The organism is Streptomyces sp. NPDC029466 (assembly GCF_055574515.1).
Genome location: NZ_JBVHZH010000045.1, coordinates 15,615 through 39,688, shown reverse-complemented (window position 1 = coordinate 39,688; position 24,074 = coordinate 15,615). Strand labels below are relative to the sequence as shown.

Genomic DNA, 24,074 nt, shown 5'->3' with positions numbered 1-24,074 from the left:
AACAAGTTCAGCTTTCGAAAGGTTGCTATTGGAACGCAATCGATGTTCAATCTGGCTATGGCTGGCACAGATCGACTGAGGCAGATCACTGAGGCGGTGCGGACGGCGGGCAGCATCGGCGTCGCGGAGCTGGCCGGGCTCACCGGCACTTCCGAGATGACCATCCGCCGTGACCTGGAAGTTCTGGCTTCCCAGGGGGTACTTGAGCGGTACCGCGGAGGTGCGAGGAGCCTGCTGCTGCGCGGCGAGGAGCCGCCGTTCGCGCTGCGGGCCCAGGAAGGGACGGAGGTCAAACGGCGCATGGCCGTCGAGGCCGCCCGGCTGGTGGCCGACGGAGAGTCCGTGGTCCTCGACAGCGGCACCACCTGCCTGGAAGTGGCCCGTGTGCTGGCGGACCGCCGGCTGACCGTCATGCCGCTCTCCCTGCACGCGGTGAACGCCCTGGCAGAGGCGCCGCAGCTGACGCTACTGGTACCCGGCGGCCGGCCCCGGCCGGGCGAACTGGCACTGACCGGCCCCCTGACCCAGGCGTCCCTGGCCGCCCTGCGCTTCGACACCGCGATCATCGGCTGCTGCGGGCTGAACGCCGAAAACGGCCTGACCGCCTACGACTTGGACGATGCCGCCGTCAAACTGGCAGCGATCACCGCTGCCCGCCGCGTGATCGCCGTCGCGGAAGCCGCCAAGCTCTCCCGCACCGCCCTCGCCTTCGTCGCCCCCGCCCCCGCCCTGCACGCCGTTGTCACCGACGACTCCGCACCGGACGACCAGACCGAGTCCCTGACCGCGGCGGGCGTGACCGTACGGAGGGTGTAGCCCCAGGGCTCGCGGCACAGGGCCGTCGCCTCGCCCTGTCCTCCAACATTCTCGGGGAGCTGCTCTCCAACATGCCCGGGGAACTGGCGAGTTACTGCCTGTCTCCGAGTTACTGCCTGTCTCGGCCCCCGCGGGTGGCTCGCCGCACCGCCCCCTAATGGGGCGGCGATGCTGGGCGTATTCGCTCACTGCGGGCCTTCTTCGGCCTCGGCCCGGTGCCAGGCAGCGGCATCAGCTCGTCCTCCAGCCCCCAGCAGACCCGTCACTTCGAAGGAGGAACGGGCCGCCAGCCGCGGGAGTTCCCGGCGTGAGAGATGTGTGACGACGATGGGCAGTGCGGCGCGAATGACCTGCACGGTACGGAGCCAGGCGGGTGTGTACACGGCGGTCGAGCGTCGCTCCACCGCCGTTGCCAACCGGGCGGCCACCCAGTCCGCGCGGTAGACCTTCCGTGCCGGCGGCGGCATATGGGCACGGAGTTCGCGCAGCACGGGGTACTGGTCCGCACCCCGGACCATGTCGGTATCGGTCCAATTCAGATAGGCGATTCCCACCCGGACGTGCTGCGCCGCGAGTTCCGCACGCAACGACTGCGTGAAGGATTCCACGCCGGCCTTGGAAGCACAGTACGAACTCATCAGCGGAGCCGCACCGATGGACGCCAGTGAGGCCACCTGAAGAAAGTAACCGCGGGTGGCCAGCAGGTCCGGCAAAAAGGAGCGGGCGGTAATCGCGCTGCCGATCAAATTGACCTCGATCACCCGGCGCCACGTCATCGGATCGGACTCCGCGAACGGCCCGCCTTCCGCGACTCCCGCGTTCGCCACGACGACACTCGCCTGCCCCAATCGGTCGCGAACCTCCTCCGCCACCCGGGCCATGGCCGCGTCCTGAGTCACGTCGACGCTCCAGCAATGCGCCTCGGTCGGCAGAGAGGACGCCACCCGGCGAAGAGCCTCTCCCTCATGATCGAGCAGGGCAAGACGGGCTCCCCGACGAGCCAGCTCCCAAGCCAGGGCATTCCCCACCCCACGAGCGGCCCCGGTCACCACAGCAGTACGCCCATACAGAGAATGCGCTCTCCGGCAGCGGGCCATCACGCTCTCCTCACGACGGCTGAATCCTCGGAGGCCGGCACAGACCTCTCCCCCGCACGAGCGACAGACCCTTTCTCACCGTAGAAGCGAGAGAGCCCGGCCGCGCGCCGGACCGAGCGGAGTCCTTATATCCGCCGCCTCTCACGCCTTTCCCCTTCACACCCGAAAACGGGCTGGCGCCGCAAGGGAACGGCCGTCGGCTGTTCGGGTGAAGGGTGGCCAGGTCAGAGATGCGTACGCAGAGGTTCGGGCAGCAACCCTATGGGCCTTGGTTTTGCGCGCTGTGGTGGCCGGCCGTCGGACAGCGTTTCGGCGATACGTGAGGAGGGTGCGGTGTCCGCTTCCACTTCCGTTCGGTACCGGTGAGGCTGCGGCCGACTCGGGGCACGGCTTCGGCAGGGCTGCTGCTGGCGGCGTCGGTGGTTTACAACGATTGGGTGCTCCAGTTCTTCCTGCCCACGGGGCTGCACCAGCGCGACTCCTACGTCAGCGAGCTGTTCGCGGCCGACCAGCCCTACCGGGTCGTCTTCAGCCTGGTGGAGATCGCCTGCGCGGCGCTGGTGGTGACCGGCGGAGCACTCGCCTGGACCGTTCTGCCCGGCTCCTGGGCCTCGGCCGGGGGCGTGGCCACCGCAGCTTTCGGGGTGTTCTCCATCGCCGACGTACTGATGCCACTGCACTGCGCGCCGTCGGTGGACCGCGACTGTCCGGAGGGCAGTCTCTGGCACACCACCACAAGCGGCATGGTGCACTTCGCCCTGTTCGCCTCGATAGCTCTCTTCATCACCGCCTCCCGGTACGGCCACCCGCCCATGGAACTCGTGCGCCGCTGGGGGCCCTGGCTCTTGGCAGTCTCCATGACTGCCGCAATCCTTACGGTCGGCCCCTTTTTCGGACACCCGGGTGGCCATGGCCTGGCCCAGCGCATCCATCTGGCCTCCGTCGGAACGTGGTTTGCGCTGTTGGCCGTGGCGATTTATCGCTATGGGGCGGGTGAGGGCCCTTCTTCTCGCCAGCGGGGTGTCGTCGGGGAACCGCCCCGTGCCACCCGATACCGCTTGCCCCGGCACTGACGATGGTGGGCGGTCGGTCCGGGTAGCCCAGTTGCGTGCGGTCTGCCTCTTCGGCAAGCCCACTGGCCGGCACGGAGCGGCCGGCCGGGGCCGGGGTTACCGAGTCCCTGCCCGTTGGGCGATGTGGGGTGGGGCGACGATGCCCGGGGTGAGCAGGGGGTCCGGTTCGGGGGTACCCCAGGAAGCGTGCAGGGGAAGGGTGCCGGCCCACACGGGAAGTTCCGCGTCAGGGCTTTCGCCATCGTCGGGGGGCCCGGTGCGCACTTTTACCGATGCTTCCTCCAAGGAGAGCGCGAGCAGGGTGGTAGCGGCCAGTTCCTTGCGGCTGGGGCGACGGGCGTAGTCCCACTGGCCGGGTGTGGCCTGCTCGGTGAGGCAGCGCAGTCCTTCGAGTTTCTCGTCCGGGTCGGTGACCGGGCGGGGGACGCCGAAGACCATGGCGCTGCGGTAATTGACGCCGTGCTCGAAGACCGAGCGGGCGAGCACCAGTCCGTCGACGTGGGTGACGGTGACACACACGGCGGCCCCCGGGGACGCGACCAGGCTGCGGCTGGCGACGGAGCCATGGAAGTAGAGCGTGCTGCCGTCCGAGCCGTAGACCGTGGGCACGACCATCAGGGTGCCGTCCACGCTCACTCCGAGGTGGCAGACGAAGCCCGCCGCCAGGATCGCGTCGAGCTCGGCACGGTCGAGGCTGCCCTGTTCGCGGAGACGGCGGTGACGTGTGCGGTCGGTCTCCGGCAGCGACCGGCCGTGCGGGGGTGGGGGCATGGCTGTCCTTGGGTGCGGCGACTGCGTGCAGGTGCCGGGGGGTGAGCCGTAACTGGTACGGGAACGGGCGTGATTTTGTTGCTGAGTGGGCGGCCCGAAGGCTTCGGCGGAGCCTACTGATCACATCCGTAAAAGGCTAGACGCTTATCTGATTTCGTTGTGTTGGGAGTCGGTGGCAACGAATTCCGCAGATCGGTCAGTCGCCCTGGTGCGGTCGGCTCCAGGCGGTCAGGACCTGGTCGGTGGTCGTGACGGTGGCGACCAGGGCGAGGGTGTGGCGGATCATCGCGGGGGTGTAGTCGGCAGGGACGCCCGCGATGCCGTCGGCGGGTACTACGGCCGTGTAGCCGAGGTTGACGGCGTCGAAGACGGCGTTGGGGATGGCCACGTTCGCCGATACTCCGGTGACGACCAGCGTCCGGCACCCGAAGTTGCGCAGCAAGGCGTCCACGTCGGTGCCGGCGATGGGCGAGAGGCCGTGCAGTCTGCGCACCACCAGGTCGTCCCCGGAGACGGGTATCGGGTCGGCGATATGGACCGCGGCGGATCCGGTGAGCTGTTGGACGGGCAGTCGCTCGGCCGCCTTGAACAGGCGGGCGTTGTGGCTGGCACCGCGGCCGTCGGGACGGCGTTCGGCGACCGCGTGCAGCACCTGAACGCCGGCCTCATGGGCCGCTGCCACCAGCCGGGCGACGTTCGCCAGCGCCCCCGACTCGCGTGCCGCATCCGCCAGTTCGGGCAGTGCGCTGTCCGGGCCGACCACCCCGCGCTGGCACTCCACGGTGAGCAGCACCGTCCCGGCCGGGTCCAGTTGCCTGGCGAGCCGTGCAGTAGCAGTATCCGAAGGCATCGCGTACCTCTCTGGTGGATCCGGTCCCCGTGGGCCGGGTCTCGGCTCCCGCGGGTCCGGGGCGGGCAGGGCCGGACCGTGATGGGCCCGGGCTCCCACGGGGCCTGGGCTCTGGCGGCGCGCCTCCCGACGCCCCTCCGTCCTGTTGGCGGCACTCCCCCAATGAGCCCCTTGAAGGCCGCCCGAGGGTAGCGGCCATTGCGCACAGCAGGAAGAGCCCGCATGCTTTCTGACGCCCAGTCAGGAATCTGGGACAGCGTCAGGTGACCGGGTCAGTGCCGCACGAGCGGCGCACGGCGGAGGGTGATGACGGATGGCCGACACACAGCGGCGTGGGCGCCGGATCATGATGACGCAGGGCGAGCTCGACGACTTCCTCATGGCGCAGCGCACCTGCCGGGTCGCCACGGTGGGTGGCGACGGTGCGCCGCACGTCGGGGCGCTGTGGTTCGTCTGGGACGGTACGGCGCTGTGGCTCTATTCGATCACCCGCAGCAAGCGGTGGGCCCAGCTGCGCAAGGACCCGCGGATCGCGGTGGTCGTCGATGACGGGTACGCGTACGGCGAGCTGCGCGGGGCCGAGTTGGCAGGCCGTGCGGAGTTCGTCGGCGAGGCGCCGCGCACGGGCGAGCCGTGCTCCGAACTGGACGCCCCGGAGCGGCTCTTCGCGAAGAAGTACTTCGGGATGTCCGCGATGCCGCACGACGGCCGGCATGCGTGGCTGCGGCTGACGCCGGAGTCCGTCACGTCGTGGGACTTCCGCAAGATCCCGGGGTGAGGCGCGCGCACCCGGGGGGGCTCAAGGTGTGTGAGACGGAACGGCGAGTTGGGGCCAAGAACGGTGTCGCCCGCGATACGCCCGCGGAGGGTGTCCTGGTCGGCGTGGAGGACGAAGTGCCTCACCGACCTTCTCGGCGTCGAACACCCGGGCATCCGGGAGGAGCGGCTGCACGAGTGCGCTGGTCGTCGTCTTGCCTGCACCATGGGCGCCGTTAAGCCATACGATCACGGGCTCAACGCTGGCGCTGCGCGGGCCGCGGGAACGGGCACGGGCACGGGCACGGCGGAAATCCGGTACGGCTTCGGCGTTTCTCCGGGTGGTGTCCACCACCAAGATCAGGTGTCGCCCGTCTCGAAGGGCCGCAACACCGACTCCCGCGCCCACACCAAGACCAACACCAAAACCAACATCAACGCCGTCATGTCAGTGGTCTCTGCGAGAGTGGTGTGGGTCAGGCCGTTCGGTACCGGCAGGTGCGCGAGCGGGGCGGCCCGGCCGTGAGGTGGCCGGGTGCCGACGAGGACGAAGGAGATCCGGTGAACGTGCTCTTCCCCGCGCTGCGCGACGCTTCGCCCGCACCCGCGCTGTGCTTCGGCGACCGCAGCCTCAGCCATCGCGAGTTGGCTTCGGTGGCAGGCGTGCTCGCCGAGCGGATCGCCGGTGAGACCCGTATCGCCCTCTGGGCGACGCCGACGCTGGAGACCTCGGTCGCTGCGGTGGCGGCACTGCTCGCCGGGGTGGCCGTGGTGCCGGTCAATCCGAAGATCGGTGAGAGCGAGCTGGCGCACATCGTGGCGGACAGCGCGCCCTCGCTCGTCCTGGCCGAGCCGGGCGCCGAGCTGCCGGGCCCGCTCGCCGCGCTGTCCCGTATCGACATCGAGGCCACGGCCCCGTCCGAGGAGACCGGGCCGGCCCCGCTGCCGAACGAACCGGGCGATGAGGCCCCGGCCCTGATCGTCTACACCTCCGGCACGACCGGACCGCCCAAGGGCGTGGTCCTCCCCCGGCGCGCCCTGACGCACACCCTCGACGCGTTGGCGGACGCCTGGCAGTGGACCGCCGACGACGTGCTGGTGCACGCCCTGCCGCTCTTTCATGTCCATGGGCTGATCCTTGGCATCCTCGGGCCGTTGCGCCGCGGCGGCAGCGTTCACCACCTGGGCCGCTTCAGCACCGAGGCGGTGGCCCGGGAGCTCGCCGCGGAGGGCACGATGCTGTTCGGCGTACCGACGATGTACCACCGCCTGGCTGCCGAGGCGGGGCAGAATCCCTCGCTCGCCAAGGCGCTCTCCCGGGCCCGGCTGCTGGTCTCCGGCTCAGCCGCGCTGCCACTGACCGATCACGAGCGGATCACCGCGGCCACTGGCCGACGGGTGATCGAGCGCTACGGGATGACGGAGACGCTCATGAACACCAGCGTCCGGGCGGACGGGCCCGATGCGGCGGGCACGGTCGGCGTACCGCTCCCCGGGGTGTATGTCCGGCTCGTCGACGAAACGGGCCAGGCCATCGAGGCGCATGACGCCGAGACGGTCGGCGAGATTCAGGTCCGCGGCCCGAACCTCTTCGTCGAGTACCTCAACCGCCCCGATGCCACCGCCGCGGCCTTCGACGGCGGCTGGTTCCGCACCGGGGACATGGCGGTCCGCGACGCCGCCGGTAACTACCGCATCGTGGGCCGTAAGGCCACCGATCTGATCAAGAGCGGTGGCTACAAGATCGGCGCGGGCGAGATCGAGAATGCGCTCCTGGCCCACCCGGGTGTCGCCGAGGCCGCCGTCACCGGCGCGCCGGACGAGGACCTCGGCGAGCGGATCGTCGCCTGGATCGTGGCGGAAACCGGTCCGGGCGCCGGCCCGGCACCCTCCGCGGAGGAACTCGTCGACCACGTCGCCCGCCAGCTCGCACCTCACAAACGCCCCCGCACCGTGCACTTCCTGGACGCCCTGCCGCGCAACGACATGGGCAAGATCCTCAAGCGTGAGCTCCATGCCTAGCGGCGGAAGCGACGGGGCCGGGGACCGGGAGGCGGTCGCCGGAGAGGCCGACGGCCGCCGTGATGGCGAAGGCGCCGCGGCTCGCGAACGGGATCCGGGCACCGGAGCCGGTGCCAGTGCCGGTGCGGATGCCGGTGCCGGTGCCGGTGCCGGTGCCGGTGCCGCGACGTTGCCATGCGCCCGGCTGACCGCCCGTCAGGCCATCGCGGCGGTGGCGGACAACTACAGCGAGGCGGCCGTGCCCGATGGTCGTGGCACCGTGCCCGGTGCGTCGTCCGCGCCGGACGGCCCCCTCGGCTGGCACGGTTACGACGACGCGCGGGCCCGCGCCCGGGAGCGGACCGGCGAGGACGAGTCGGTGGTCACCGCCCTGGCCACGATAGGCGGCCGGGAAACGGTCGTGCTCTCCTTCGAGTTCCGCTATCTGGGCGGCTCCCTCGGCGAGCGCACCGGCGACCGGCTGGAGGCCGCCTACACCCATGCGCGTGAGCACGGCCTGCCGGTCGTCTCGCTGATCGCCACGGGCGGCAGCCGGATGCAGGAAGGGATGCGCGCACTGACCCAACTCCAGCGAGTGGCACGGCAGTCGGCGCTGAACCGCGCCGCTGGGCTCCCGCAGCTCGCCGTACTGCGCGATCCGACGACCGGCGGCGGCTGGGCCACCCTGGGCGCGGGCGCCGATGTGATCCTCGCGCTCCCCGGGGCGCAGGTCGGCTTCGCGGGCTCGCGGGTGCGTCCCCCGGACGCCGACCCCGCCGCCTACACCGCCGAGGGGCAGCTGACCGCCGGCCAGATTGACGCCGTCGTCCCACCCGACCGGCTGCGGGCCACGCTCCAGCGGTGGCTGCAACTACTGGGAACACCACGGGACTTCGCGGCGACGGTGGAGCCGGCGGCTCCGCCGGAGGCGCTCGGCCCACCCGAGCTGCCGGAGACCGGCTGGGGTGCGGTGCTCCGTGCCCGCGCATCCGGGCGGCCGCGCGCCGAGGCGTATCTGTGTGCCTATTTCGACGACCGGGAGGAGATCAGCGGCGACCGCTGCGGCGGCGTCGACCCCGGGATCCGGTGCGGGTTCGGCCGTCGCCAGGGGCGCACCATCGCCTTCGCCGCCCAGTGCGGTACGGCCATCCGCCCGGCCGGGTTCCGTACCGCCGCGCGGCTCGTCCGGCTCGCCGACCGGCTCGGCATCCCGGTCCTCACCCTCGTGGACACGCCGGGGGCCGCCAACGACGCAGCGGCCGAGCGGGCCGGCGCCGGGGCCGCCATCGCCGACACCTTCGCGGCGCTCGCCACCGCCCGGGTCCCCGTCACCTCCCTGCTCATCGGCGAGGGCGGTTCGGGCGGCGCACTGGCCCTGGCCGCACCGGACCGGCTCTGGGCCACACCGGACAGCTACTTCTCCGTGATCGCCCCGGAACTGGCCGCGGCCATCCTCAAACGCGACGAGACCCGGATCCACCAGACCGCGAACCAACTCCGCATCCGCCCACAGGACTTGCTGGACCTGGGCGTCATCCGAGGCATCGTCCCACCGGCCTGAGAAGAGCCGGGGGCTGCCGACGGTGGCTGCCTCAGGAGCCCTCCAGGTTCTTCCCGGCGGCGCGAAGCGCGCCCACCGCGGCCCGGATCGAGGGCCTGCGGTCGGCATCCGCGCGCCAGATGGCATAGACATGGCGGCGCATCGTATGGCGTACGGGCACCACGCTCACGCCCTCCGGCACCGGCCCACGGCCGAGGCGCGGCGCCACCGCGACGCCCAGTCCGGCCGCGATCAGGGCGAGCTGGGTGCCGTGCTCCTCCGCCATGTGCGCGACCCGCGGCTCGATGCCCTTGCTGCGCAGCGTGAACATCAGCCATTCATTGCAGAACTCCCCCTGGGGCCAGGAGATCCACTCGTCGTCGGCGAACTCCTCCAGCTCCACGGACCGCTGCCGGGCCAGCGGATGGGCCGACGGCATCGCCACATCGGCCGGATCGTCCAGCAGCGGGGCCTTCGCCAGCCCGTCGGGCAGGGACAGCGGACGGTTGTACCAGTCCAGGACGACCGCCAGATCGATGTCGCCGCGCACCACTCCACGGACCGACTCGTCCGGCTCCATCTCCGTCAGCCGCGCGCGCAGCTGGGGGTGCTCGGCGCGGAGGGTGACGAGCGCGGCCGGGAAGAGCCCGCGGGCGGCGGTGGGAAAGGCGCCCAGTCGAAGCTCGCCCACCGCCTGGCCGCGATGCGCTTCCAACTCGGCCTGGGCCAGCTCGACCTGCGAAAGGATGCGCGTCGCGTGATCGGCGAGCAGCCGGCCGGCGTCGGTCAGCCGCACCCCGCGCCCGTTCTTCGCCAAGAGCTGCTGCCCGGTCTCCCGCTCCAGCTTGGCGATCTGCTGCGAGACAGCCGAGGTCGTGACATGCAGCCCGTCGGCGGCCGCGCTCACCGAGCCATGGCGGGCGACCGCGCTCAGCGTCCGTAGGCGATCAAGGTTCAACATATAAGCAATGCTAAGCGATACCAGCCACGAATTCTCGCTTGTGCTACGAAGTTGTACGCCGCATCGTTGACCGCATGAGCACCGCCACCGGCGCACCCACCGCCTCTGCCGACACCACCAACCCTCCGGCCACGACCGCGTGCGCCGCGGCCGACAAGGACGCCGCGACCACCACGGGCACCTCGCTCCGCGCCGCCACCGCGGGCACCGCAGCCGCCTCGCTCCGCGCCGCCACCGCGACCGCGGCCCCGAAGGCCGGCGGCGGTGCGCGCGGTTGGCAGCTCCGGTTCGCCGTCCTGTCCCTCGTCTGGGGCTTCAGCTTCCTCTTCATCAAGGTGGGCACCCAGGGATTCGCCCCGCTACAGGTGACCCTGGGCCGGGTCGGGTTCGGTGCGCTGGTGCTGCTGGCCGTCCTCGCCGTCAAGCGCGAGCGGCTCCCCCGGTCCGCCCGGACCTGGGCCCATCTGGCCGTGGCCGCGTTCTTCCTCAACGCGCTGCCGTTCTCCCTCTTCGCGTACGCCGAACTGACCATCCCCTCCACACTGGCCGGTATCTGCAACGCCACCTCGCCGCTGTGGGGCATGGCGCTGTCGGTCGTCGCGCTCTCCGAGGACCGCCCCACCCGGCGCCGGGTGGCGGGCCTCGGCCTCGGGTTCCTGGGTGTGCTCACCGTGCTCGGCGCCTGGCAGGGCTTCGCCGGCACGGATCTGGCCGGCACCGTGATGGCGCTGGGCGCCTCGCTCAGCTACGCCATCGGCTGGATCTACGTCCGCCGCACCCTGGCGGGCGTCCAGCACTCCCACCTGTCCATGTCCAGCGCCCAACTGCTGCTGGCCACCGGCCAACTGGCCGTGGTGACACCCCTGTTCACCACCGCACCGGCCGACTACCCGATCGTCCCGCTGCTCGCGATCTTCGCCCTGGGCGCCCTGGGGACGGGCCTCGCCTTCCTCATCCAGTACGGTCTAGTCGCCGAGATCGGCCCCACCACGGCGCAGATGGTCACCTATTTCATCCCCGTGATCGCCACCGCGGCCGGTGTGGCTCTCCTGCACGAACAGCTGAGCTGGAACACCCCGGTCGGCGCCCTCATCGTCCTGGCCGGCGCCGCCCTCACCCAGAGCAAGCCCCGCCCGAGCCGCCCGACGCCCCCACGGAGCGACGCGACCTCCGCCTGACGGCATCCGTCCGCACCCAGCCACAGCCCCCGAGTCCCACCTCGGGGGCTCCCGCACGTTCTCCCCCGCCCTCCGAAGGACCCGCTCACCGCGGCAGTTTCACCCCCGAGCCAAGCCGGAACCCGGGCGACGAGCACGAAAGCGGCGGCGCGAACGAGGCGGACGAGGTCGACGAGGCGGACGAGGCGAAGAGCCTTCCGGCCCCCTGAGTGAGCTCAAGAACTGGCGGCCCGGAGTCAGCTATGCGGCGCCCGGCCCCGACGGTCTCCCCCACCCCTCACTCATACCGCCGCGCCTCCCCCACCCCCGTCGCCGAGGCGATGGCGTCCGCCACCGGGACGATGTCGTCATCGGAGAGGCCCGAGACGGTGAGGCGGATGCCGGGTGGTGAGTGCAGGCGGAAGCGTGCGCCGGGGGCCACCGCCCAGCCGGCGTGCAGGAGGCGGGCCACCGCGCCGGTCTCGTCGGGGACCGGTACCCAGACGTTCATCCCGCTGCGGCCGCGGGCCCGGACTCCGCGCTCCGCCAGCGCCCGTATCAGCCCGTCCCGCCGGCGGTCGTACGCTCCGGCCACCGCCTTCGGGTCGATCGCGGAGGTCCGCCACAGGTGGACGACCGCGTCCTGGAGCAGATGGCTGATCCAGCCCGGTCCGAGACGCTGACGGCCGCTCACCCGGTCAATGGTCAGCGCATCACCGGTGAGCACGGCAAGCCGCAGATCCGGGCCGTATGCCTTGGCCGTCGAACGGACCAGGACCCAGTGGTCGGTCACCCCGGAGAGCGGATGGAGCGGGAGATCGACGATGCCGTGCCCATGGTCGTCCTCGATGAGGAGGAGGTGGGGGTATTCGGCCAGGAGGGTGCGGAGTTCGGTGGCGCGGGCGCGGTCGATGGCGGCGCCGGTGGGGTTCTGCGCCCGGTCGGTGACGACGACGGCACGGGCGCCGTCCTGGATCGCGCGCGCCAACTGCTCGGGCAGCGGGCCCTCGTCGTCCACTCCGACCGGGACGGGGCGCAGTCCGAGTGCCGGGATGAGGTCCAGCAGGCTGCCCCAACCCGGGTCTTCCACCGCCACGGCGTCGCCGGGCCGCAGATGGGCGGCCAGCACTCGCTCTATGGCGTCGAGCGAGCCGCTGGTGACGGCAACGGGGGCCTCCGGCACCCCGTCGGCGGCGAACGCCGCGCGGGCGAGAGCAGCCAGATCGTCGTCCACGGCCGGCGCACCGTAGAGCACGGGGCGCCGCGCGCTGCGCGCGGCGGCCTCGGCCAGTGCCCGTTCGAGCGGGGGCAGCAGGGACGGGTCGGGGTTTCCGTCCGAGGCATCCCGGACTCCTGGCGGCACCTCCACCCGCAGCGCCTCACGTGCGGTGCTCGCCGGGCGCGGGCGCACCCGGCTGCCGCGCCGGCCCGCGGTCTCGATCACCCCTCGGTCACGGAGGGAACGGTATGCCGCCGCGACCGTATTCGGATTGACCTCCAGATAGACGGCCAACTCCCGCAACGGGGGCAGCACTTCGCCGGGCTGGAGCCGGCCCGCACCGACGGCCCGCTCGACGCTGGCGGCAATCTCCGATGCGCGCCGCCCTTCGATCAGATACTCTCCTAGCACAAACCTGATTATGCACTAGTGCAATGGAGATCGCAATGGCTCGAGCCGAGGCGTACGAACCGACCGAGCGCACGACCCCCACCCGGGCCCGCGACCGCGCCGCCTACGACCACGAGACGGTGCACGCCATCCTCGACGCGGGCTATGTCTGTCATCTGGGCTTCGTCCGCGACGGTTCCCCGGTCGTCCTGCCGACGCTCTACGGCCGGGTCGACGACCGCCTCTATCTCCACGGCTCCACGGGATCCCGCCCGCTGCGGATGGCCGGCGCGGCACCGGACCCCGGCCTCGACGTGTGTGTGACGGTCACCCATGTTGACGGGCTGGTACTGGCCAGGTCGGCGTTCCACCACTCCATCAACTACCGCTGTGCCGTGGTGCACGGCACGGCACACCAGGTGACCGACGAGGAGGAGAAGACCATCGCGCTCGACGCGCTCGTCGATCATGTGCTGCCCGGGCGCGCCGCGGACTCCCGGCCGGGCAACGCCAAGGAACTGGCCGCCACCTCCGTGATCCGTCTCGACCTGCGCGAGGTCTCCGCCAAGATCCGCACCGGCGGCCCCAACGACGAGCCGGAGGATCTCGCGCTGCCGTATTGGAGCGGCGTCCTGCCCGTGGCACCCGCGTACGGCGCCCCCATACCGTCCGACGACCTCACGCCCGGCACGCCCGAGCCGGCATATCTCTCCGCCCGCTGAGGAGCCACCGTGCTGATCCACCCCTGGGACGCCCCCACCGAAGACGCCGAGTGGCAACAGTGGCTCGCGGCACACGACTTCGGTCAGCTGGCCGCCAATGGACGGCTCGGCGAACCGCCGATGCTCCAGCCGCTGCACTTCGCCTACGACCCGGCCCGCCACGAGGCCGTCACTCATCTGGCCCGGCCCAACCCCCTCTGGAACGCGCTGGAGGACCGGCCGACGGTGCTGCTGAGCGTGGTGGACGACTACACCTTCATCCCCGGGCCCTGGCAGGCGGCCGAGGACCAGCCGCCCGAGCACGGCGTCCCCACCAGCTTCTACGCCGCCGTCCAGCTGACCTGCACCGCCCATGTCGTGGACGACCCGGAGGAGAAGGCGGCACTGCTGCGACGCCAGATGGGGCACTTCCAGCCGGACGGCGGCTCGGCGCCGGTCGCGGCGGGGGCGGCTCCGTACGGGCGGCTGCTGTCCGGCATCCGTGGACTGCGCCTCGAAGTGCGGGAAGTCCGCGCCAAGTTCAAGTACGGGGGCAAGCGGAGCGAGGCCGTCCAGCACCGCGTCTCGGAGCGCCTCGCCGAGCGGGGCGGCCCCGGGGACGCGGCCGCGCGCACCCACCAGCAGCGCAGACTGGCCGCGGCCGCCTTGGGGAAGCCCGCTTCCTGATTGGCTCCCCTGCCCCGCCGCCCCAACGGGCCCGGACGTATGGGTGCCCGGCCGGCCACCACCGACCGGGCACCCGCTTCCTCAGCCCGCCACCGGCGCCGCCGACCGCGCGGCCGACACCGCCCCGCGCGCCTCGGTCACCGCCAGCGCGGCAACGGCCGTCAGCAGCACGCCCGTTCCGATCGCCGTCGCCATGGTGAGCCGCTCCCCGAGGAACAGCACCGCGATGGCCGCGGCCGACACCGGTTCGATCAGCGAGATCACGGACGCGGTCGCGGCGCGTACGGCGGCCAGTCCGGCGAAGTACAGCCCATAGGCCAGTGCGGTCGGCACCGCCGCGATATAGCCCAGCAGGCACAGGCTGCGGACCGGATCGTGCGCCTGAGGCCACAGTCCCTCGACCGCCGCGAGCGGCAGCAGACACAGCGCGCCGACCGCGAAGGCGCTGACCGTCGAGGCGTACGGATCGCTGCCGCCGCCCTTGCCCAGGCGCCGGGTGATCAGTGTCATCGCGGCACAGCCGGCCGCCGACAGCAGGGCATAGCCCACTCCGGCCGGACGGACGGTGGCTCCGCCGTCGCCGCCGAGGACCAGGACCGCCAGCCCGGCCAGCGCCCCGGCGACGGCCAGGACTCCGCCCGCGCCGAGCCGTTCGCCCATCGTGACCCGCGCCCCGATGGCGATGAGGACGGGCCCTGCCCCCATGGTGACGACGGTGCCCACGGCCAGCCCGGTGGCTTCGACGGCGGCGAAGTAGGCGGCCTGGAAGACGGCGAGTGCGAGGCCGGTCAGCACGATCCGGGCCAGGCGCCGGCCGAGCGGCTCGTACGGGGCGGGAACGGCGGCGGTGCGCGACCGGCGGCGCAGCAGCGCCCGTACGGCCAGCAGCAGGACCAGCCCGCCGAAGGTGCGCCAGAACGTGAGGGCGAGCGGGCCCAGACCGCTGCCGCGGTAGAGGAGGGCGGCGGCCGCGCCCGCGGTGCCCCAGGCGGTCGCGGCGAACGTGACGTACAGCAGCCCCCGGCCCACGGGAAGGGCGGAGGAAACAGTGGCATGCATGGGAGAGGTGCTCCGGGAAATCCAGCACGGCGGCTACGCCGTGGAGTGGTCGCGTGGTCCCGTGTGCAGGCAGCGACAAGGGTCTGTCCGGCGCGTCACGCTCGGACAGGCCCTGGCGGCTCGAGAATCAGCCCGAGCCGGGGGTTCCTCGGAGGCCGCCGCCCGCGTTACGCGGCGGGCGGGGGCAGCACAGTCGAACGCATGATCGACACCCTAAGTCGCGGGGAAGCCGGCCGACAAGTCGTCCCCGGTCCGGGCCGAGGACGCCGGGGTGACCGGGGACCCGCTGTCCCCTGGGAACTCCGGGGATCCACTGCCCCCAGGGACGCCTGCCCCGACGCCCGTCCCCGCTCCGGCCGCCACCCGTACCGTCTCGGTCGTCTTCGGCTTGGCCGACTGCGCGATGAAGGCGCCGGTCAGCACCACCACCCCACCCACGATCTGCGGTGCGGAGAGATGCTCACCGAGCAGGACCCAGGCCAGCACCGTCGCGATGACGGCCTCCAGACAGGCGACCACCCCGGCTACTTGGGGCGAGAGCCGCCGGATCGACACCACACCGGTGAGGTAGGCCGCCACCGTCGCGATCAGCACGATCCAGGCGAGCAGCAGAACGGCGGGCACCTGGGTTCCGTTCATGTCCGCGCCGCCGCCGAGCACGGCCCAGTCCATGCCCCAGGGGCGGGCGATCGCGGTGAGGAGGACGGCGCCGATCAGCAGGCCGTAGGCGATCACACCGAGCGGATCCACCGCATCGTCGCCGTCGGAGCCGTGATCGGACAGCACGAAGTAGCCGACCTGGCAGCAGGCCGCGCCGAGCGCGAGCGCGAGGCCGAGGGCATCGAAGCTCAGCCCGGACCAGACCTCGACGACACAGGCCAGCCCGCCGACGGCCAGCACCACGCCGACCGCCGCGGCTCGGGTGACCGGCCGTTTCTGAACGAAGCGGACCCAGCCCAGTACCAGGGCGGGCGCCAGATATTCGATGAGGAGCGCGACCCCGACGGGGATACGGGAGAGCGCGGCGAAGTAGCACGCCTGGACGCCGGCGACGGCGAGCAGCCCGTAGCCCGCGAGCAGCGCGGGCCGGCGGAGCAGCAGATTCCGGTGGCGCCAGGCGATCGGCAGCATGACCAGCGCCGCCCCGGCCACCCGCAGCCAGGTGACCTGGAGCGGTTCGAGGCCGGCGGATATCAGGGGCTTGGCGGCGACCCCCGAACCGCCGAAGGCGAGCGCGGACACCAGGGCGATACCGAGGCCGGCGCCGCGTCCGCCGGGCGCCCGACGAAGGCGCGCCCCGAGGGCGGGCGATGACTGCTGGGCCCCCATGGGCCCGGAGACTCCCTGGCCCGAGCCGGACGGTGCTCCTGCCGGGCTCCCCGAAGACGCGTGCATCCGGCCATCATGGCAGCCGTCGTCAGCAGCGCCACCCCCGAGACCCCTGTCAGTCCTGGCCGGGGCGCTCCCCGTCGAGACGGTGGGCGAGCCGGGCGGTGTCGACGGAGGCCCGGCGCAGCACCTCGACGGCCCGGGATTCCGGGTCGTCCACCAGGGCGGCGAGCAGGTCGAGGCAGCCCGCGCGGGTGGCGTAGCGGGCATGGGCGCGGTCCAGGGCGCCGTCCATGGCGGCGGCCGCAGCCGGGGACCATCCGGGGACGGCACCCTCGGCGACCACGGGGACCGCGCCGGAGTCCTCGACGGTGCCGTGCCACTGGAGTCCGTAGCCGATGCTGCGCTGGACGAGGTAGCCGAGCAGCCGTGCGACCTGCGGTCCGCCGTCGAAGGCGGCGCGAACGGCGGGGTCCGATTCCAGGAGGCCGTGCAGCAGATGCGCGGTGTCGACCTGCCGGTCGCCATCACGGGTGGCCCGCCTGCGGGCCGCGGATATGACCGACGCGAGCTCTACGGTGAGCCGGGTCTCAGGGTCCTCCGGGGCGGGGCTGTCGCCACCACTGTACGCAGTACGGTTTTGCACAGCACCCACCCCACCAGCCCCTGAGGACCGGAACATCACCGGCGGGAAGCATTTGCGTCTCCCACGCTGGTTGCGCACGCCTGCACCCGATCTCATCCTCACGGAGGAGATGTGCGGGTGCCGTGGAGGTCGGACATACGGCGGCGGGGCGACCGCTCGCCACCACCGTCGGGCCGCCCACCCGAAAACTGACGAGCCATCAGCAAAGCGCGGTCCGCGCTATTGAACCTTCACCCCGGCAGGGCTACGTTCCGCGGCACCAGCCAGGGATCGTCACCGAAGGGGTGGTCGCATGGCCGAAGTCACCGCGCAGGCCCGTATCGAGGCGCCGGCCGCGAAGATCTGGGAGCGCCTCACCGACTTCGACTCCTACGGAGAGTGGAACGCCACCCACACCGCCTTCCCCAAGGGCGGCCCGGAATCGCTCGAAGTAGGCGCGGGCTACGAGGAGAACATGAAGCTGATGGGCTTCCCGGCGGAGGTTGCCTGGACCGTGCGGGAACTGGAACCCGGCCGGCTGCTCGACATCGAGGGCAAGGGCCCGATGGGCGTCAGCCTGGGGATGCGCTACGCCCTCACGCCGGACGGCGGGGCGACGGCCGTACGGATCGACGGGACGTTCACCGGCGCCGCGGTCTCCCTGATGGCGGGCAAGCTCAAGGACTCGGCGAGCGCCGCGCTGAACGAGTCGCTGCGCAGGCTCGCCGGCCTGGTCACCTGACGCTTCGGGGGCCGGCCCTCACCCCGGCCCCCGAAGCCCTTACCTCCGCGCACTCCGCGCTCAGTCCTCCTCGGCAAGGATCAGATACAGCTCCTTGCGCGCCTTGTTGACCACCGCCATGGCCTTCTCCCGCTGCTCGGGAGTGCCGGTGGCCCACACCTGCCGGAACGCCTCGACCAGGCCGCCGCCCGCCTTGCGGATCTCGTTCATCGCCTCCCAGTCGACGCCGCGGCCGGCGTCCTCCCAGGGGGCGTCCGAACCGCTGTCGGCCTCGGTGCGCCCGGCGTCGGTCAGCGAGAACAGCTTCTTGCCGCCCTCACTGGCGCTGGCGATCAGCCCCTCGTCCTCCAGGAGCTGAAGCGTCGGATAGACCGAGCCGGGGCTGGGCTTCCACGCCCCGCCGCTGCGCTCGGCGATCTCCTGGATCATCTCGTAGCCGTGCATCGGACGGTCCTTGAGCAGCGCCAGGATCGAGGCGCGCACATCGCCGCGGCGGGCCCGGCCGCGCGGTCCGCCGCGCCCCCGGCCGCCACCGAAGGGCGGACCACCGAACGGCGGGCCGAACGGGCCGAAGGCCGAGCGCCGCCGCTCCCAGCCGCCCCCGAAGTCGCCGCGGCCGCCGTGGCGCCCGGGTCCGCAGTGCTCATGCCGGTGCTCATGTCCGTGGTCTTGCCCTTGGGAACGCATGATGGCGTCCTCCATTTCTCTATCGTTGATCAGTCGCGATGCTTCAACGATATATCGGGACTGTTCGTCGAGCAAGGCCCTGCACTCATCTCGTCAGCACCGCATGAGCACCCGGCACCGGCCATCACGGCTCGATTTCCCGGGCCAATTTCCCCGGATTGGCCTTGGCCTGCGGCTTTGTGGCACGCCTACGCTCGCGGCCATGAGGATTCGCATCGTCGACGCCTTCAGTGAGCGTCCCTTCGCCGGCAACCCCGCGGGAGTAGTACTCCTCGACTCCGGCGGCTTTCCCGATACGGCCTGGCTCCAGCGGGTCGCCACCGAGGTCAATCTCTCCGAGACCGCCTTCGCGCATCCGCTGCCCGCGGGCGGTGACGCCGACTGGGCGCTGCGCTGGCTCACCCCGGCCGCCGAGGTGAACATGTGCGGGCATGCCACTTTGGCCACCGCACACGTCCTGCACACCACGGGGACGGCCACCGGTACGGTCCGCTTCCGCACCCGCAGCGGGGTGCTGACCACGACGGCCGATGACCGCGGCGCGATCACCATGGACTTCCCGACCGCCCCGCTCACCCCCGTCGACATCCCGCCGGTGGTCACGGGCGCGCTGGGCACCGAGATCCGCTCCGCGCACGACACCGGCCCCGATGTCGGCGATCTCCTGGTCGAGCTGGCCGATGAGAAGTCCGTACGGGCGCTGGCCCCGGATCTCAAGGCGCTCGCCGGGCACGGCGGCCGCGGGGTGATCACCACCGCGCGCGCCGAAAACCCCGACGACGGCTACGACTTCATCTCACGCTGCTTCTTCCCCGGGATCGGCATCGACGAGGACCCGGTAACGGGCAGCGCGCACACCGCGCTCGCACCGTTCTGGTCGGCGCGCCTGGGCCGTGCCGGCCTGGTCGGTCTACAGGGCGCCGCCCGCACCGGCTTCGTACGGACCGAGCTGCGCGGTGACCGTACGCTGCTGACCGGGTCGGCGGTCACGGTGATCGACGGGGAACTGCTGGCCACCGACTGAAGCGGCCCGTCCGGCGGCCCCTGGGGAGGCGCGGGCAGGCACCGGCGGTGCCGCGCCTCCGCCTCCTCACGGCGTCGGCAGCCACCCCACCCGCCCGGCGAGCAGCGCATAGCCGACGAACGCCACGATGTCGATCAGGGCATGGGCGGCGACCAGCGGGCCGACCCGCCCCCACCGCCGGTAGAGCAGGACGAAGAGCGCGCCCATCACCATGTTGCCGACGAAACCGCCGATGCCCTGGTAGAGGTGGTAGGAACCGCGCAGCACCGAGCTGGCCGCGAGTGCCGCGAGCGGCGACCAGCCCAATTGCCCGAGCCTGCGCAGCAGATACCCGACGACGATGACCTCTTCCAGGACGGCGTTCTGCACCGCGGAGGCGATCAGCACCGGGATCTTCCACCACACATCGGGCAGCGCCTCGGGGACCACCGTCAGATTGAATCCGGCCGCCCGCGCACCCAGGTACAGCAACAGACCGCTGCCGCCGATGACAGCCGCCAGCGCGCCCCCGCGGCTCAGGTCGAAGCCGGGCCGCCGCCGGTCGAAACCGATCGCCCGCAGACCGCCGGCCCGTTCCCGTAGCAACAGATGTGCCACCAGCACCACCGGCACCAGCGCGCTCGCGATACCGAACAGCTGCCAGGCGAGATCCAGCCAGGGCCGGCCGGGCGCATGGGAGCCGTTGAGCGTCGCCGCCTGGTCCTTGAGACCGCCGGGCTTGGTCACCGAACCGATGAAGCTGATCAGCGCCGATACCCCGCTGGCCCCCACGGAAAGGGCCAGCACGATCCATGTCTCGCTCCGCAGAATGCTCCGGGACGGCTCCTCGACGAGCCCGTCGCCAGGCCCTTGACCTGGAACGTCCGCATCAGCCACGGGACTTGTATCCGACTGCACACTTCCTCCGCTTCCGCATTTACCACCTCGTCGCCACCACCGCCCCGCTAGGGTCTCGGCAGCAGCTACGAAGATCGCGCACGACAGGCCGGGGACGGGCACCATCCCGATGGCGCGCTTTCCCCTACCGGCGCATCCCGGTCGAGCTCCGAGAAGGAGAGGCGCTACCGCAATGGGACGACACAGCTTGCCCGACGGCTCCGCACCGGCGCGCACGGGGCCCCGCCGAGGCGCCCGTCCCCGCGCACTCGTCCTCGCCACCGGCCTCGTGCTGACCGTCGCCGCCGGCACCGTCGTGGCGCTGGACAGCGGTCTGCTCCCGTTCGGCGGCCCGTGCGGCGGCGACGTGACCCGGCTCGATGTGGCCGCCTCGCCCGATATCGCCCCGGCGGTCAAAACGGTGGCCAGGTCGGCGCGGGAGGAGGCGGCGCGTACCGACGGCAGATGTCTGGACGTCAGGGTCACCTCGCGGGCCGCCCACGAGGTCGCCGACGCCTTCGGCCAGCGGCCGGTCGATCCCGAATTCCAGGTCTGGATACCGGATTCGAGCCTGTGGGTGGACCGGGTCGGCGCGGAACGCGGCACCCCGCTGGCCACCGCCGGCATCATCGCCTCGTCCCCGATCGCGCTGGGCGCCGTCCCCCGGGCCGCCACGTCGCTGGGCTGGCCGGAGAAGACCTACACCTGGACGGAACTGACCCGGGCCACGGCATCCGGCGACGCGCTGCACCTGGGCGTCGCCAACCCGTCCCGCAGCGCCACCGGCCTGCTCTCCCTGGCCCGTATCAGCGCCACCAACACCAAGAAGGCACCGGATCGCGTCACGGCCGACACCCGCACCGCCGCCACCGCGAGGCTGCTCAACCAGCGCGCCGCGGACGGCGACGGGCCGGCCATGGCCACCCTGCCCCGCGACGGCTCCGGCACCGAGCAGAGCAATCCGCGCCGCAACCAGGCGCTGCTGCTGTCCGAGCAGGCCGCCTACGCCCACAACACACGCGCGGACGGCGGGCCGGAGCTGAACCTGCTCTACCCCGAGGACGGTACGGCCCGGCTCGACTACCCCTACACGCTGGTCGACAACAGCGAGACGGACCCGGAACGCTCCCGCGCCGCCAACCGCTTCCTGACCCTGCTGAGCGAGCCCGCCGGACAGCGTGCGCTGCGCCGGCTCGGCTTCCGGGCCCCCACCGGGGAGGCGGCACCGAAGGTGGTCAAAGCGGCCGGCGGGCGCGATCCCCAGCCGTACTCCGCCGCCCCCGCCGAGCCGCCGACCGCGAAGGAACTCCAGGCCCTGCTGGGCATGTGGACGATCACGGTGCAGAGCGCCCGGCTCTCCACCGTCGTGGACGCCTCGGCATCCATGGGCGCCCCGGTCCCGGGGCACGGCGGCCGGTCCCGTATGGACCTCGCCAAGAACTCCCTCCTCCAGGCCCTGACCACATTCACCTCCGAGGACGAGATCGGGCTCTGGAAGTTCGCCACCACACTGGACGGCGACAAGGACTATGTGGAGCTGTCCCCCACCGAACGGCTCGGCGGCCGGGACAAGGACGGCAGCACCCACCGCGCAGCGCTCGCCGACGCCTTCGGCGCGCTGGCCCCGCGGCCCCAGGGCGCCACCGGCCTGTACGACACCACGCTCGCCGCGTACGAGAAGGCCCGCTCGGCCTATGCGAGCGGGAAGTTCAACGCACTGGTCATCCTCACCGACGGCGCCAACGACGACGCCCACGGCATCGGCCTCGACGCCCTGGTGGGCGAGTTGAAGAAGCTCTCCGACCCGAAGCGGCCGGTACCGCTGATCGCCCTCGCGATCGGCCCGGAGGCCGACACCTCCGCCCTCAACCGCATCGTGGCACCGACCGGCGGCTCGACGCACCGGGTCAGCGACCCGTCGCAGATCCACCAGGTGATGCTCCAGGCCATCATGGCGGCGGGCAGCAACGTGCCCCGCTGAGCGGCTCGCGGCCCCGGCCAGGGCCCGAAGACAGGCCCTACGCCCCTTCCGTCGCCGCCTGCCGTGCCCCCGGCAGGGCCGAACGCCCGGCGACCGGCCAGGCGACCGGCCAGGTGTGCACCGGCGTCCCGGTGTGCATCAGCTCGCTGTAGCGCCGGGTCATCGCGGCGAGCGCGGTGTCCCGGTCCAGGCCCTGGCGACGGGCGTGGTGGAAGGCCGCGGCCTGCCAGGACGCCCCGTTCGCCCGGCGCCGGCAGCGCTCGTCGATGATGCCGAGGTAGTGGTCCCGGTCGGCCGGCTCCACCCCCCAGGCGTCCAGCCCGCGGGCCGCCAGCGGCAGCAGTTCCTTGCGTACGAGCCGTACGGCCGGGATTTCGGCGGTACCGCCCGCCCGCCCGGGACGCGGCCACTCCAGGGCGGCCTCGATGCCGTACCGGCAGGCGGTGTCGAAGTTGCGGGCCGCGGCGGCGAACGGGAGCCGCGACCACACGGGGCGCGGCTCCTCGGCCAGCGCCCGCACCAAGCCGTAGTAGAAGGCGGTGTTGGCGATGACGTCCGTGATGGTGGGGCCGGCCGGCAGCACCCGGTTCTCGACCCTGAGGTGGGCGACGCCGTCGGCGACCGCGTAGACGGGGCGGTTCCAGCGGTAGACCGTGCCGTTGTGCAGGACCAGTTCGGCCAGGTCGGGCACCCCGCCCTCATCGAGGATCCGCAGCGGCTCCTGCGCCCCGCACACCGGCAGCAGCGGCGGGAAGTACCGCACATTCTCCTCGAACAGGTCGTAGGCGGAGTCGATCCAGCGCTCACCGAACCAGGTGCGGGGGCGTACTCCCTGGGCCTGCAGCTCGGGCGAGCGGGTATCGGTGGCCTGCTGGAAGACCGGCGGCCGGGACTCCCGCCACAGCTCACGGCCGAACAGGAACGGCGAGTTGGCACCGACCGCGACCTGCACCGCGGCGATGGCCTGTGCCGCGTTCCAGACAGCGGCGAAGCGGCCCGGTGTCACCTGGAGATGCAGCTGGACCGACGTACAGGCGGCTTCCGGGGCGATCGAGGGCGAGCGGGAGACCAGGTGCTCGACGCCGCGGATGTCCAGGGCGAAGTCCTCACCGCGGGCGGCCCGCATCTGGTCGTTGAGCAGGACATAGCGGTCGTTCTCGGAGAGACTGGCGGCCGTGAGGTCGGTGGCGTGCAGCGTCGGCAGAATCCCGATCATCACGATCCTGGCGGCGACCTCCCGGGCCTTCCTCTCGGCATAGCCCAGTCCCGTACGGAGCTCCTCGGCGAGCTGGTCCAGCACCCGGCCGCTCAGGCGGTGCGGCAGGATGTTGACCTCGAGGTTGCACTGGGCGAGTTCGGTCTGGAAATCACCGCTGGCGATGCGCTCCAGCACTTGAGAGTTCATCATGCGGGGCAGCCCGTCGGCGCCGGCAAGATTGAGTTCGATCTCCAGGCCCATGAGATTCCTGGGCCGGTCGAACCTCTTCTCCGCCAGGAGCCTGTGCAATCCCTCAAGACAGTCGTGCAGCTTTCTTCGATAACGCTCCCGGTCCGCCAGGTCGATCCCGTCCGCGGCGACCTTCTCCCCCATCGAAGGGTCCCTCCTCGAGTGAACAGCCCGCGGCCACGGGCCGCTTGGGGCCTTCCCCGACACCGCCGGGGCTCGCGCTACGGTCGATGATGCCCCGGCAATCTGATCAATAACGCGGCGGGGGCCTGCCGGTGCCGATAG

General features: G+C 71.9%; 22 protein-coding genes and 1 pseudogene. 11 read left to right on the top strand and 12 right to left on the bottom strand.

What is annotated here, in order from left to right; all coding sequences use genetic code 11:
• The first annotated feature begins 57 nt into the window (after positions 1 to 57).
• Positions 58 to 816 (top strand): DeoR/GlpR family DNA-binding transcription regulator, encoded by a 759-nt coding sequence (locus ACZ4XD_RS29370; protein ID WP_468046943.1) that lies wholly within the window; start codon positions 58 to 60, stop codon positions 814 to 816.
• 185 nt (positions 817 to 1,001) lie between these two features.
• Here ACZ4XD_RS29370 and ACZ4XD_RS29365 read toward each other — a convergent pair whose 3' ends face one another.
• Positions 1,002 to 1,913: an SDR family oxidoreductase gene (locus ACZ4XD_RS29365; RefSeq protein ID WP_468046941.1), complete on the bottom strand. Its 912-nt coding sequence runs from the start codon at positions 1,911 to 1,913 to the stop codon at positions 1,002 to 1,004.
• A gap of 362 nt (positions 1,914 to 2,275) precedes the next feature.
• Between ACZ4XD_RS29365 and ACZ4XD_RS29360 the strand changes: the two genes are divergently transcribed.
• Positions 2,276 to 2,986 (top strand): DUF998 domain-containing protein, encoded by a 711-nt coding sequence (locus ACZ4XD_RS29360; RefSeq protein ID WP_468046939.1) that lies wholly within the window; start codon positions 2,276 to 2,278, stop codon positions 2,984 to 2,986.
• Between the two features lie 96 nt (positions 2,987 to 3,082).
• On the opposite strand, the gene ACZ4XD_RS29355 is transcribed toward ACZ4XD_RS29360, so the two are convergent.
• Positions 3,083 to 3,757, bottom strand: coding sequence for a pyridoxamine 5'-phosphate oxidase family protein (locus ACZ4XD_RS29355; protein ID WP_468046937.1), 675 nt, complete (start codon positions 3,755 to 3,757; stop codon positions 3,083 to 3,085).
• Between the two features lie 196 nt (positions 3,758 to 3,953).
• Positions 3,954 to 4,607, bottom strand: a complete 654-nt coding sequence (locus ACZ4XD_RS29350; protein WP_468046935.1) for a cysteine hydrolase family protein — start codon at positions 4,605 to 4,607, stop codon at positions 3,954 to 3,956.
• Between the two features lie 313 nt (positions 4,608 to 4,920).
• Here ACZ4XD_RS29350 and ACZ4XD_RS29345 point away from each other — a divergent pair, with 313 nt between their 5' ends.
• Positions 4,921 to 5,385, top strand: a complete 465-nt coding sequence (locus ACZ4XD_RS29345) for a pyridoxamine 5'-phosphate oxidase family protein (RefSeq protein WP_468046933.1) — start codon at positions 4,921 to 4,923, stop codon at positions 5,383 to 5,385.
• A 17-nt stretch (positions 5,386 to 5,402) separates the two neighbouring features.
• Here the strand turns inward: ACZ4XD_RS29345 and ACZ4XD_RS29340 are convergent.
• A pseudogene (locus tag ACZ4XD_RS29340) lies at positions 5,403 to 5,616 on the bottom strand (ATP-binding protein); the annotation flags it as partial.
• Positions 5,617 to 5,924: 308 nt separating this feature from the next.
• Here ACZ4XD_RS29340 and ACZ4XD_RS29335 point away from each other — a divergent pair.
• Entirely contained in the window at positions 5,925 to 7,385 is a 1,461-nt protein-coding gene (locus ACZ4XD_RS29335; RefSeq protein WP_468046931.1) for an acyl-CoA synthetase, read from the top strand.
• Positions 7,378 to 8,925: a carboxyl transferase domain-containing protein gene (locus ACZ4XD_RS29330; protein WP_468046999.1), complete on the top strand. Its 1,548-nt coding sequence runs from the start codon at positions 7,378 to 7,380 to the stop codon at positions 8,923 to 8,925. Before ACZ4XD_RS29335 ends, ACZ4XD_RS29330 begins: the two co-directional genes overlap by 8 nt.
• A 31-nt stretch (positions 8,926 to 8,956) precedes the next feature.
• On the opposite strand, the gene ACZ4XD_RS29325 is transcribed toward ACZ4XD_RS29330, so the two are convergent.
• Positions 8,957 to 9,865: a LysR family transcriptional regulator gene (locus ACZ4XD_RS29325; protein ID WP_468046930.1), complete on the bottom strand. Its 909-nt coding sequence runs from the start codon at positions 9,863 to 9,865 to the stop codon at positions 8,957 to 8,959.
• A 74-nt stretch (positions 9,866 to 9,939) separates the two neighbouring features.
• Between ACZ4XD_RS29325 and ACZ4XD_RS29320 the strand changes: the two genes are divergently transcribed.
• Positions 9,940 to 11,043: a DMT family transporter gene (locus tag ACZ4XD_RS29320; RefSeq protein WP_468046928.1), complete on the top strand. Its 1,104-nt coding sequence runs from the start codon at positions 9,940 to 9,942 to the stop codon at positions 11,041 to 11,043.
• A gap of 277 nt (positions 11,044 to 11,320) precedes the next feature.
• Here the strand turns inward: ACZ4XD_RS29320 and ACZ4XD_RS29315 are convergent, their stop codons facing one another.
• Positions 11,321 to 12,652 carry an aminotransferase class I/II-fold pyridoxal phosphate-dependent enzyme gene (locus tag ACZ4XD_RS29315; RefSeq protein ID WP_468046926.1) on the bottom strand — a complete coding sequence of 444 codons (1,332 nt, stop codon included), beginning with the start codon at positions 12,650 to 12,652 and terminating at the stop codon, positions 11,321 to 11,323.
• Between the two features lie 35 nt (positions 12,653 to 12,687).
• On the opposite strand from ACZ4XD_RS29315, the gene ACZ4XD_RS29310 reads away from it, so the two are divergent.
• Together ACZ4XD_RS29310 and ACZ4XD_RS29305 are read left to right on the top strand one after the other, a co-directional pair.
• Positions 12,688 to 13,353: a pyridoxamine 5'-phosphate oxidase family protein gene (locus ACZ4XD_RS29310; protein WP_468046924.1), complete on the top strand. Its 666-nt coding sequence runs from the start codon at positions 12,688 to 12,690 to the stop codon at positions 13,351 to 13,353.
• Between the two features lie 9 nt (positions 13,354 to 13,362).
• Positions 13,363 to 14,019 carry an FMN-binding negative transcriptional regulator gene (locus ACZ4XD_RS29305; RefSeq protein WP_468046922.1) on the top strand — a complete coding sequence of 219 codons (657 nt, stop codon included), beginning with the start codon at positions 13,363 to 13,365 and terminating at the stop codon, positions 14,017 to 14,019.
• Positions 14,020 to 14,100: 81 nt separating this feature from the next.
• Here the strand turns inward: ACZ4XD_RS29305 and ACZ4XD_RS29300 are convergent, their stop codons facing one another.
• The 3 genes from ACZ4XD_RS29300 to ACZ4XD_RS29290 all read right to left on the bottom strand — a co-directional run bounded on the left by ACZ4XD_RS29300 (position 14,101) and on the right by ACZ4XD_RS29290 (position 17,053).
• A complete protein-coding gene (locus ACZ4XD_RS29300; RefSeq protein ID WP_468046920.1) occupies positions 14,101 to 15,078 on the bottom strand; it encodes a DMT family transporter in 978 nt (325 codons plus the stop codon).
• A 213-nt stretch (positions 15,079 to 15,291) separates the two neighbouring features.
• Positions 15,292 to 16,407, bottom strand: a complete 1,116-nt coding sequence (locus ACZ4XD_RS29295; RefSeq protein ID WP_468046918.1) for an EamA family transporter — start codon at positions 16,405 to 16,407, stop codon at positions 15,292 to 15,294.
• A 115-nt stretch (positions 16,408 to 16,522) separates the two neighbouring features.
• Positions 16,523 to 17,053 carry a peptidase gene (locus ACZ4XD_RS29290; RefSeq protein ID WP_468046916.1) on the bottom strand — a complete coding sequence of 177 codons (531 nt, stop codon included), beginning with the start codon at positions 17,051 to 17,053 and terminating at the stop codon, positions 16,523 to 16,525.
• 292 nt (positions 17,054 to 17,345) lie between these two features.
• Here ACZ4XD_RS29290 and ACZ4XD_RS29285 point away from each other — a divergent pair, with 292 nt between their 5' ends.
• Entirely contained in the window at positions 17,346 to 17,774 is a 429-nt protein-coding gene (locus ACZ4XD_RS29285; protein WP_468046915.1) for a type II toxin-antitoxin system Rv0910 family toxin, read from the top strand.
• Positions 17,775 to 17,834: 60 nt separating this feature from the next.
• On the opposite strand, the gene ACZ4XD_RS29280 is transcribed toward ACZ4XD_RS29285, so the two are convergent.
• Positions 17,835 to 18,476 (bottom strand): PadR family transcriptional regulator, encoded by a 642-nt coding sequence (locus tag ACZ4XD_RS29280; RefSeq protein WP_468046913.1) that lies wholly within the window; start codon positions 18,474 to 18,476, stop codon positions 17,835 to 17,837.
• Positions 18,477 to 18,663: 187 nt separating this feature from the next.
• Here ACZ4XD_RS29280 and ACZ4XD_RS29275 point away from each other — a divergent pair, with 187 nt between their 5' ends.
• Positions 18,664 to 19,485 carry a PhzF family phenazine biosynthesis protein gene (locus tag ACZ4XD_RS29275; RefSeq protein ID WP_468046911.1) on the top strand — a complete coding sequence of 274 codons (822 nt, stop codon included), beginning with the start codon at positions 18,664 to 18,666 and terminating at the stop codon, positions 19,483 to 19,485.
• Positions 19,486 to 19,551: 66 nt separating this feature from the next.
• On the opposite strand, the gene ACZ4XD_RS29270 is transcribed toward ACZ4XD_RS29275, so the two are convergent.
• Complete coding sequence (locus ACZ4XD_RS29270; RefSeq protein ID WP_468046909.1) at positions 19,552 to 20,361, bottom strand: CPBP family intramembrane glutamic endopeptidase; 810 nt, start codon at positions 20,359 to 20,361, stop codon at positions 19,552 to 19,554.
• Positions 20,362 to 20,554: 193 nt separating this feature from the next.
• Here ACZ4XD_RS29270 and ACZ4XD_RS29265 point away from each other — a divergent pair, with 193 nt between their 5' ends.
• A complete protein-coding gene (locus ACZ4XD_RS29265) occupies positions 20,555 to 22,342 on the top strand; it encodes a substrate-binding domain-containing protein (protein WP_468046907.1) in 1,788 nt (595 codons plus the stop codon).
• A 37-nt stretch (positions 22,343 to 22,379) separates the two neighbouring features.
• Here ACZ4XD_RS29265 and ACZ4XD_RS29260 read toward each other — a convergent pair whose 3' ends face one another.
• On the bottom strand, positions 22,380 to 23,933 hold the full coding sequence (locus tag ACZ4XD_RS29260) for a glutamate-cysteine ligase family protein (protein WP_468046905.1): 1,554 nt from the start codon (positions 23,931 to 23,933) through the stop codon (positions 22,380 to 22,382).
• Positions 23,934 to 24,074: the final 141 nt, after the last annotated feature.

Excerpts from the sequence above, each read along its gene's own strand:
- ACZ4XD_RS29355 (WP_468046937.1), bottom strand. The coding sequence starts at position 3,757 with ATGCCCCCACCCCCGCACGGCCGGTCGCTGCCGGAGACCGACCGCACA.
- ACZ4XD_RS29365 (WP_468046941.1), bottom strand. The coding sequence starts at position 1,913 with ATGGCCCGCTGCCGGAGAGCGCATTCTCTGTATGGGCGTACTGCTGTG.
- ACZ4XD_RS29275 (WP_468046911.1), top strand. The coding sequence starts at position 18,664 with ATGAGGATTCGCATCGTCGACGCCTTCAGTGAGCGTCCCTTCGCCGGC.
- ACZ4XD_RS29280 (WP_468046913.1), bottom strand. The coding sequence starts at position 18,476 with ATGGAGGACGCCATCATGCGTTCCCAAGGGCAAGACCACGGACATGAG.
- ACZ4XD_RS29350 (WP_468046935.1), bottom strand. The coding sequence starts at position 4,607 with ATGCCTTCGGATACTGCTACTGCACGGCTCGCCAGGCAACTGGACCCG.
- ACZ4XD_RS29320 (WP_468046928.1), top strand. The coding sequence starts at position 9,940 with ATGAGCACCGCCACCGGCGCACCCACCGCCTCTGCCGACACCACCAAC.
- ACZ4XD_RS29330 (WP_468046999.1), top strand. The coding sequence starts at position 7,378 with ATGCCTAGCGGCGGAAGCGACGGGGCCGGGGACCGGGAGGCGGTCGCC.
- ACZ4XD_RS29265 (WP_468046907.1), top strand. The coding sequence starts at position 20,555 with ATGGGACGACACAGCTTGCCCGACGGCTCCGCACCGGCGCGCACGGGG.
- ACZ4XD_RS29285 (WP_468046915.1), top strand. The coding sequence starts at position 17,346 with ATGGCCGAAGTCACCGCGCAGGCCCGTATCGAGGCGCCGGCCGCGAAG.
- ACZ4XD_RS29325 (WP_468046930.1), bottom strand. The coding sequence starts at position 9,865 with ATGTTGAACCTTGATCGCCTACGGACGCTGAGCGCGGTCGCCCGCCAT.
- ACZ4XD_RS29345 (WP_468046933.1), top strand. The coding sequence starts at position 4,921 with ATGGCCGACACACAGCGGCGTGGGCGCCGGATCATGATGACGCAGGGC.
- ACZ4XD_RS29260 (WP_468046905.1), bottom strand. The coding sequence starts at position 23,933 with ATGGGGGAGAAGGTCGCCGCGGACGGGATCGACCTGGCGGACCGGGAG.
- ACZ4XD_RS29310 (WP_468046924.1), top strand. The coding sequence starts at position 12,688 with ATGGCTCGAGCCGAGGCGTACGAACCGACCGAGCGCACGACCCCCACC.
- ACZ4XD_RS29370 (WP_468046943.1), top strand. The coding sequence starts at position 58 with ATGGCTGGCACAGATCGACTGAGGCAGATCACTGAGGCGGTGCGGACG.
- ACZ4XD_RS29295 (WP_468046918.1), bottom strand. The coding sequence starts at position 16,407 with ATGGGGGCCCAGCAGTCATCGCCCGCCCTCGGGGCGCGCCTTCGTCGG.
- ACZ4XD_RS29300 (WP_468046920.1), bottom strand. The coding sequence starts at position 15,078 with ATGCATGCCACTGTTTCCTCCGCCCTTCCCGTGGGCCGGGGGCTGCTG.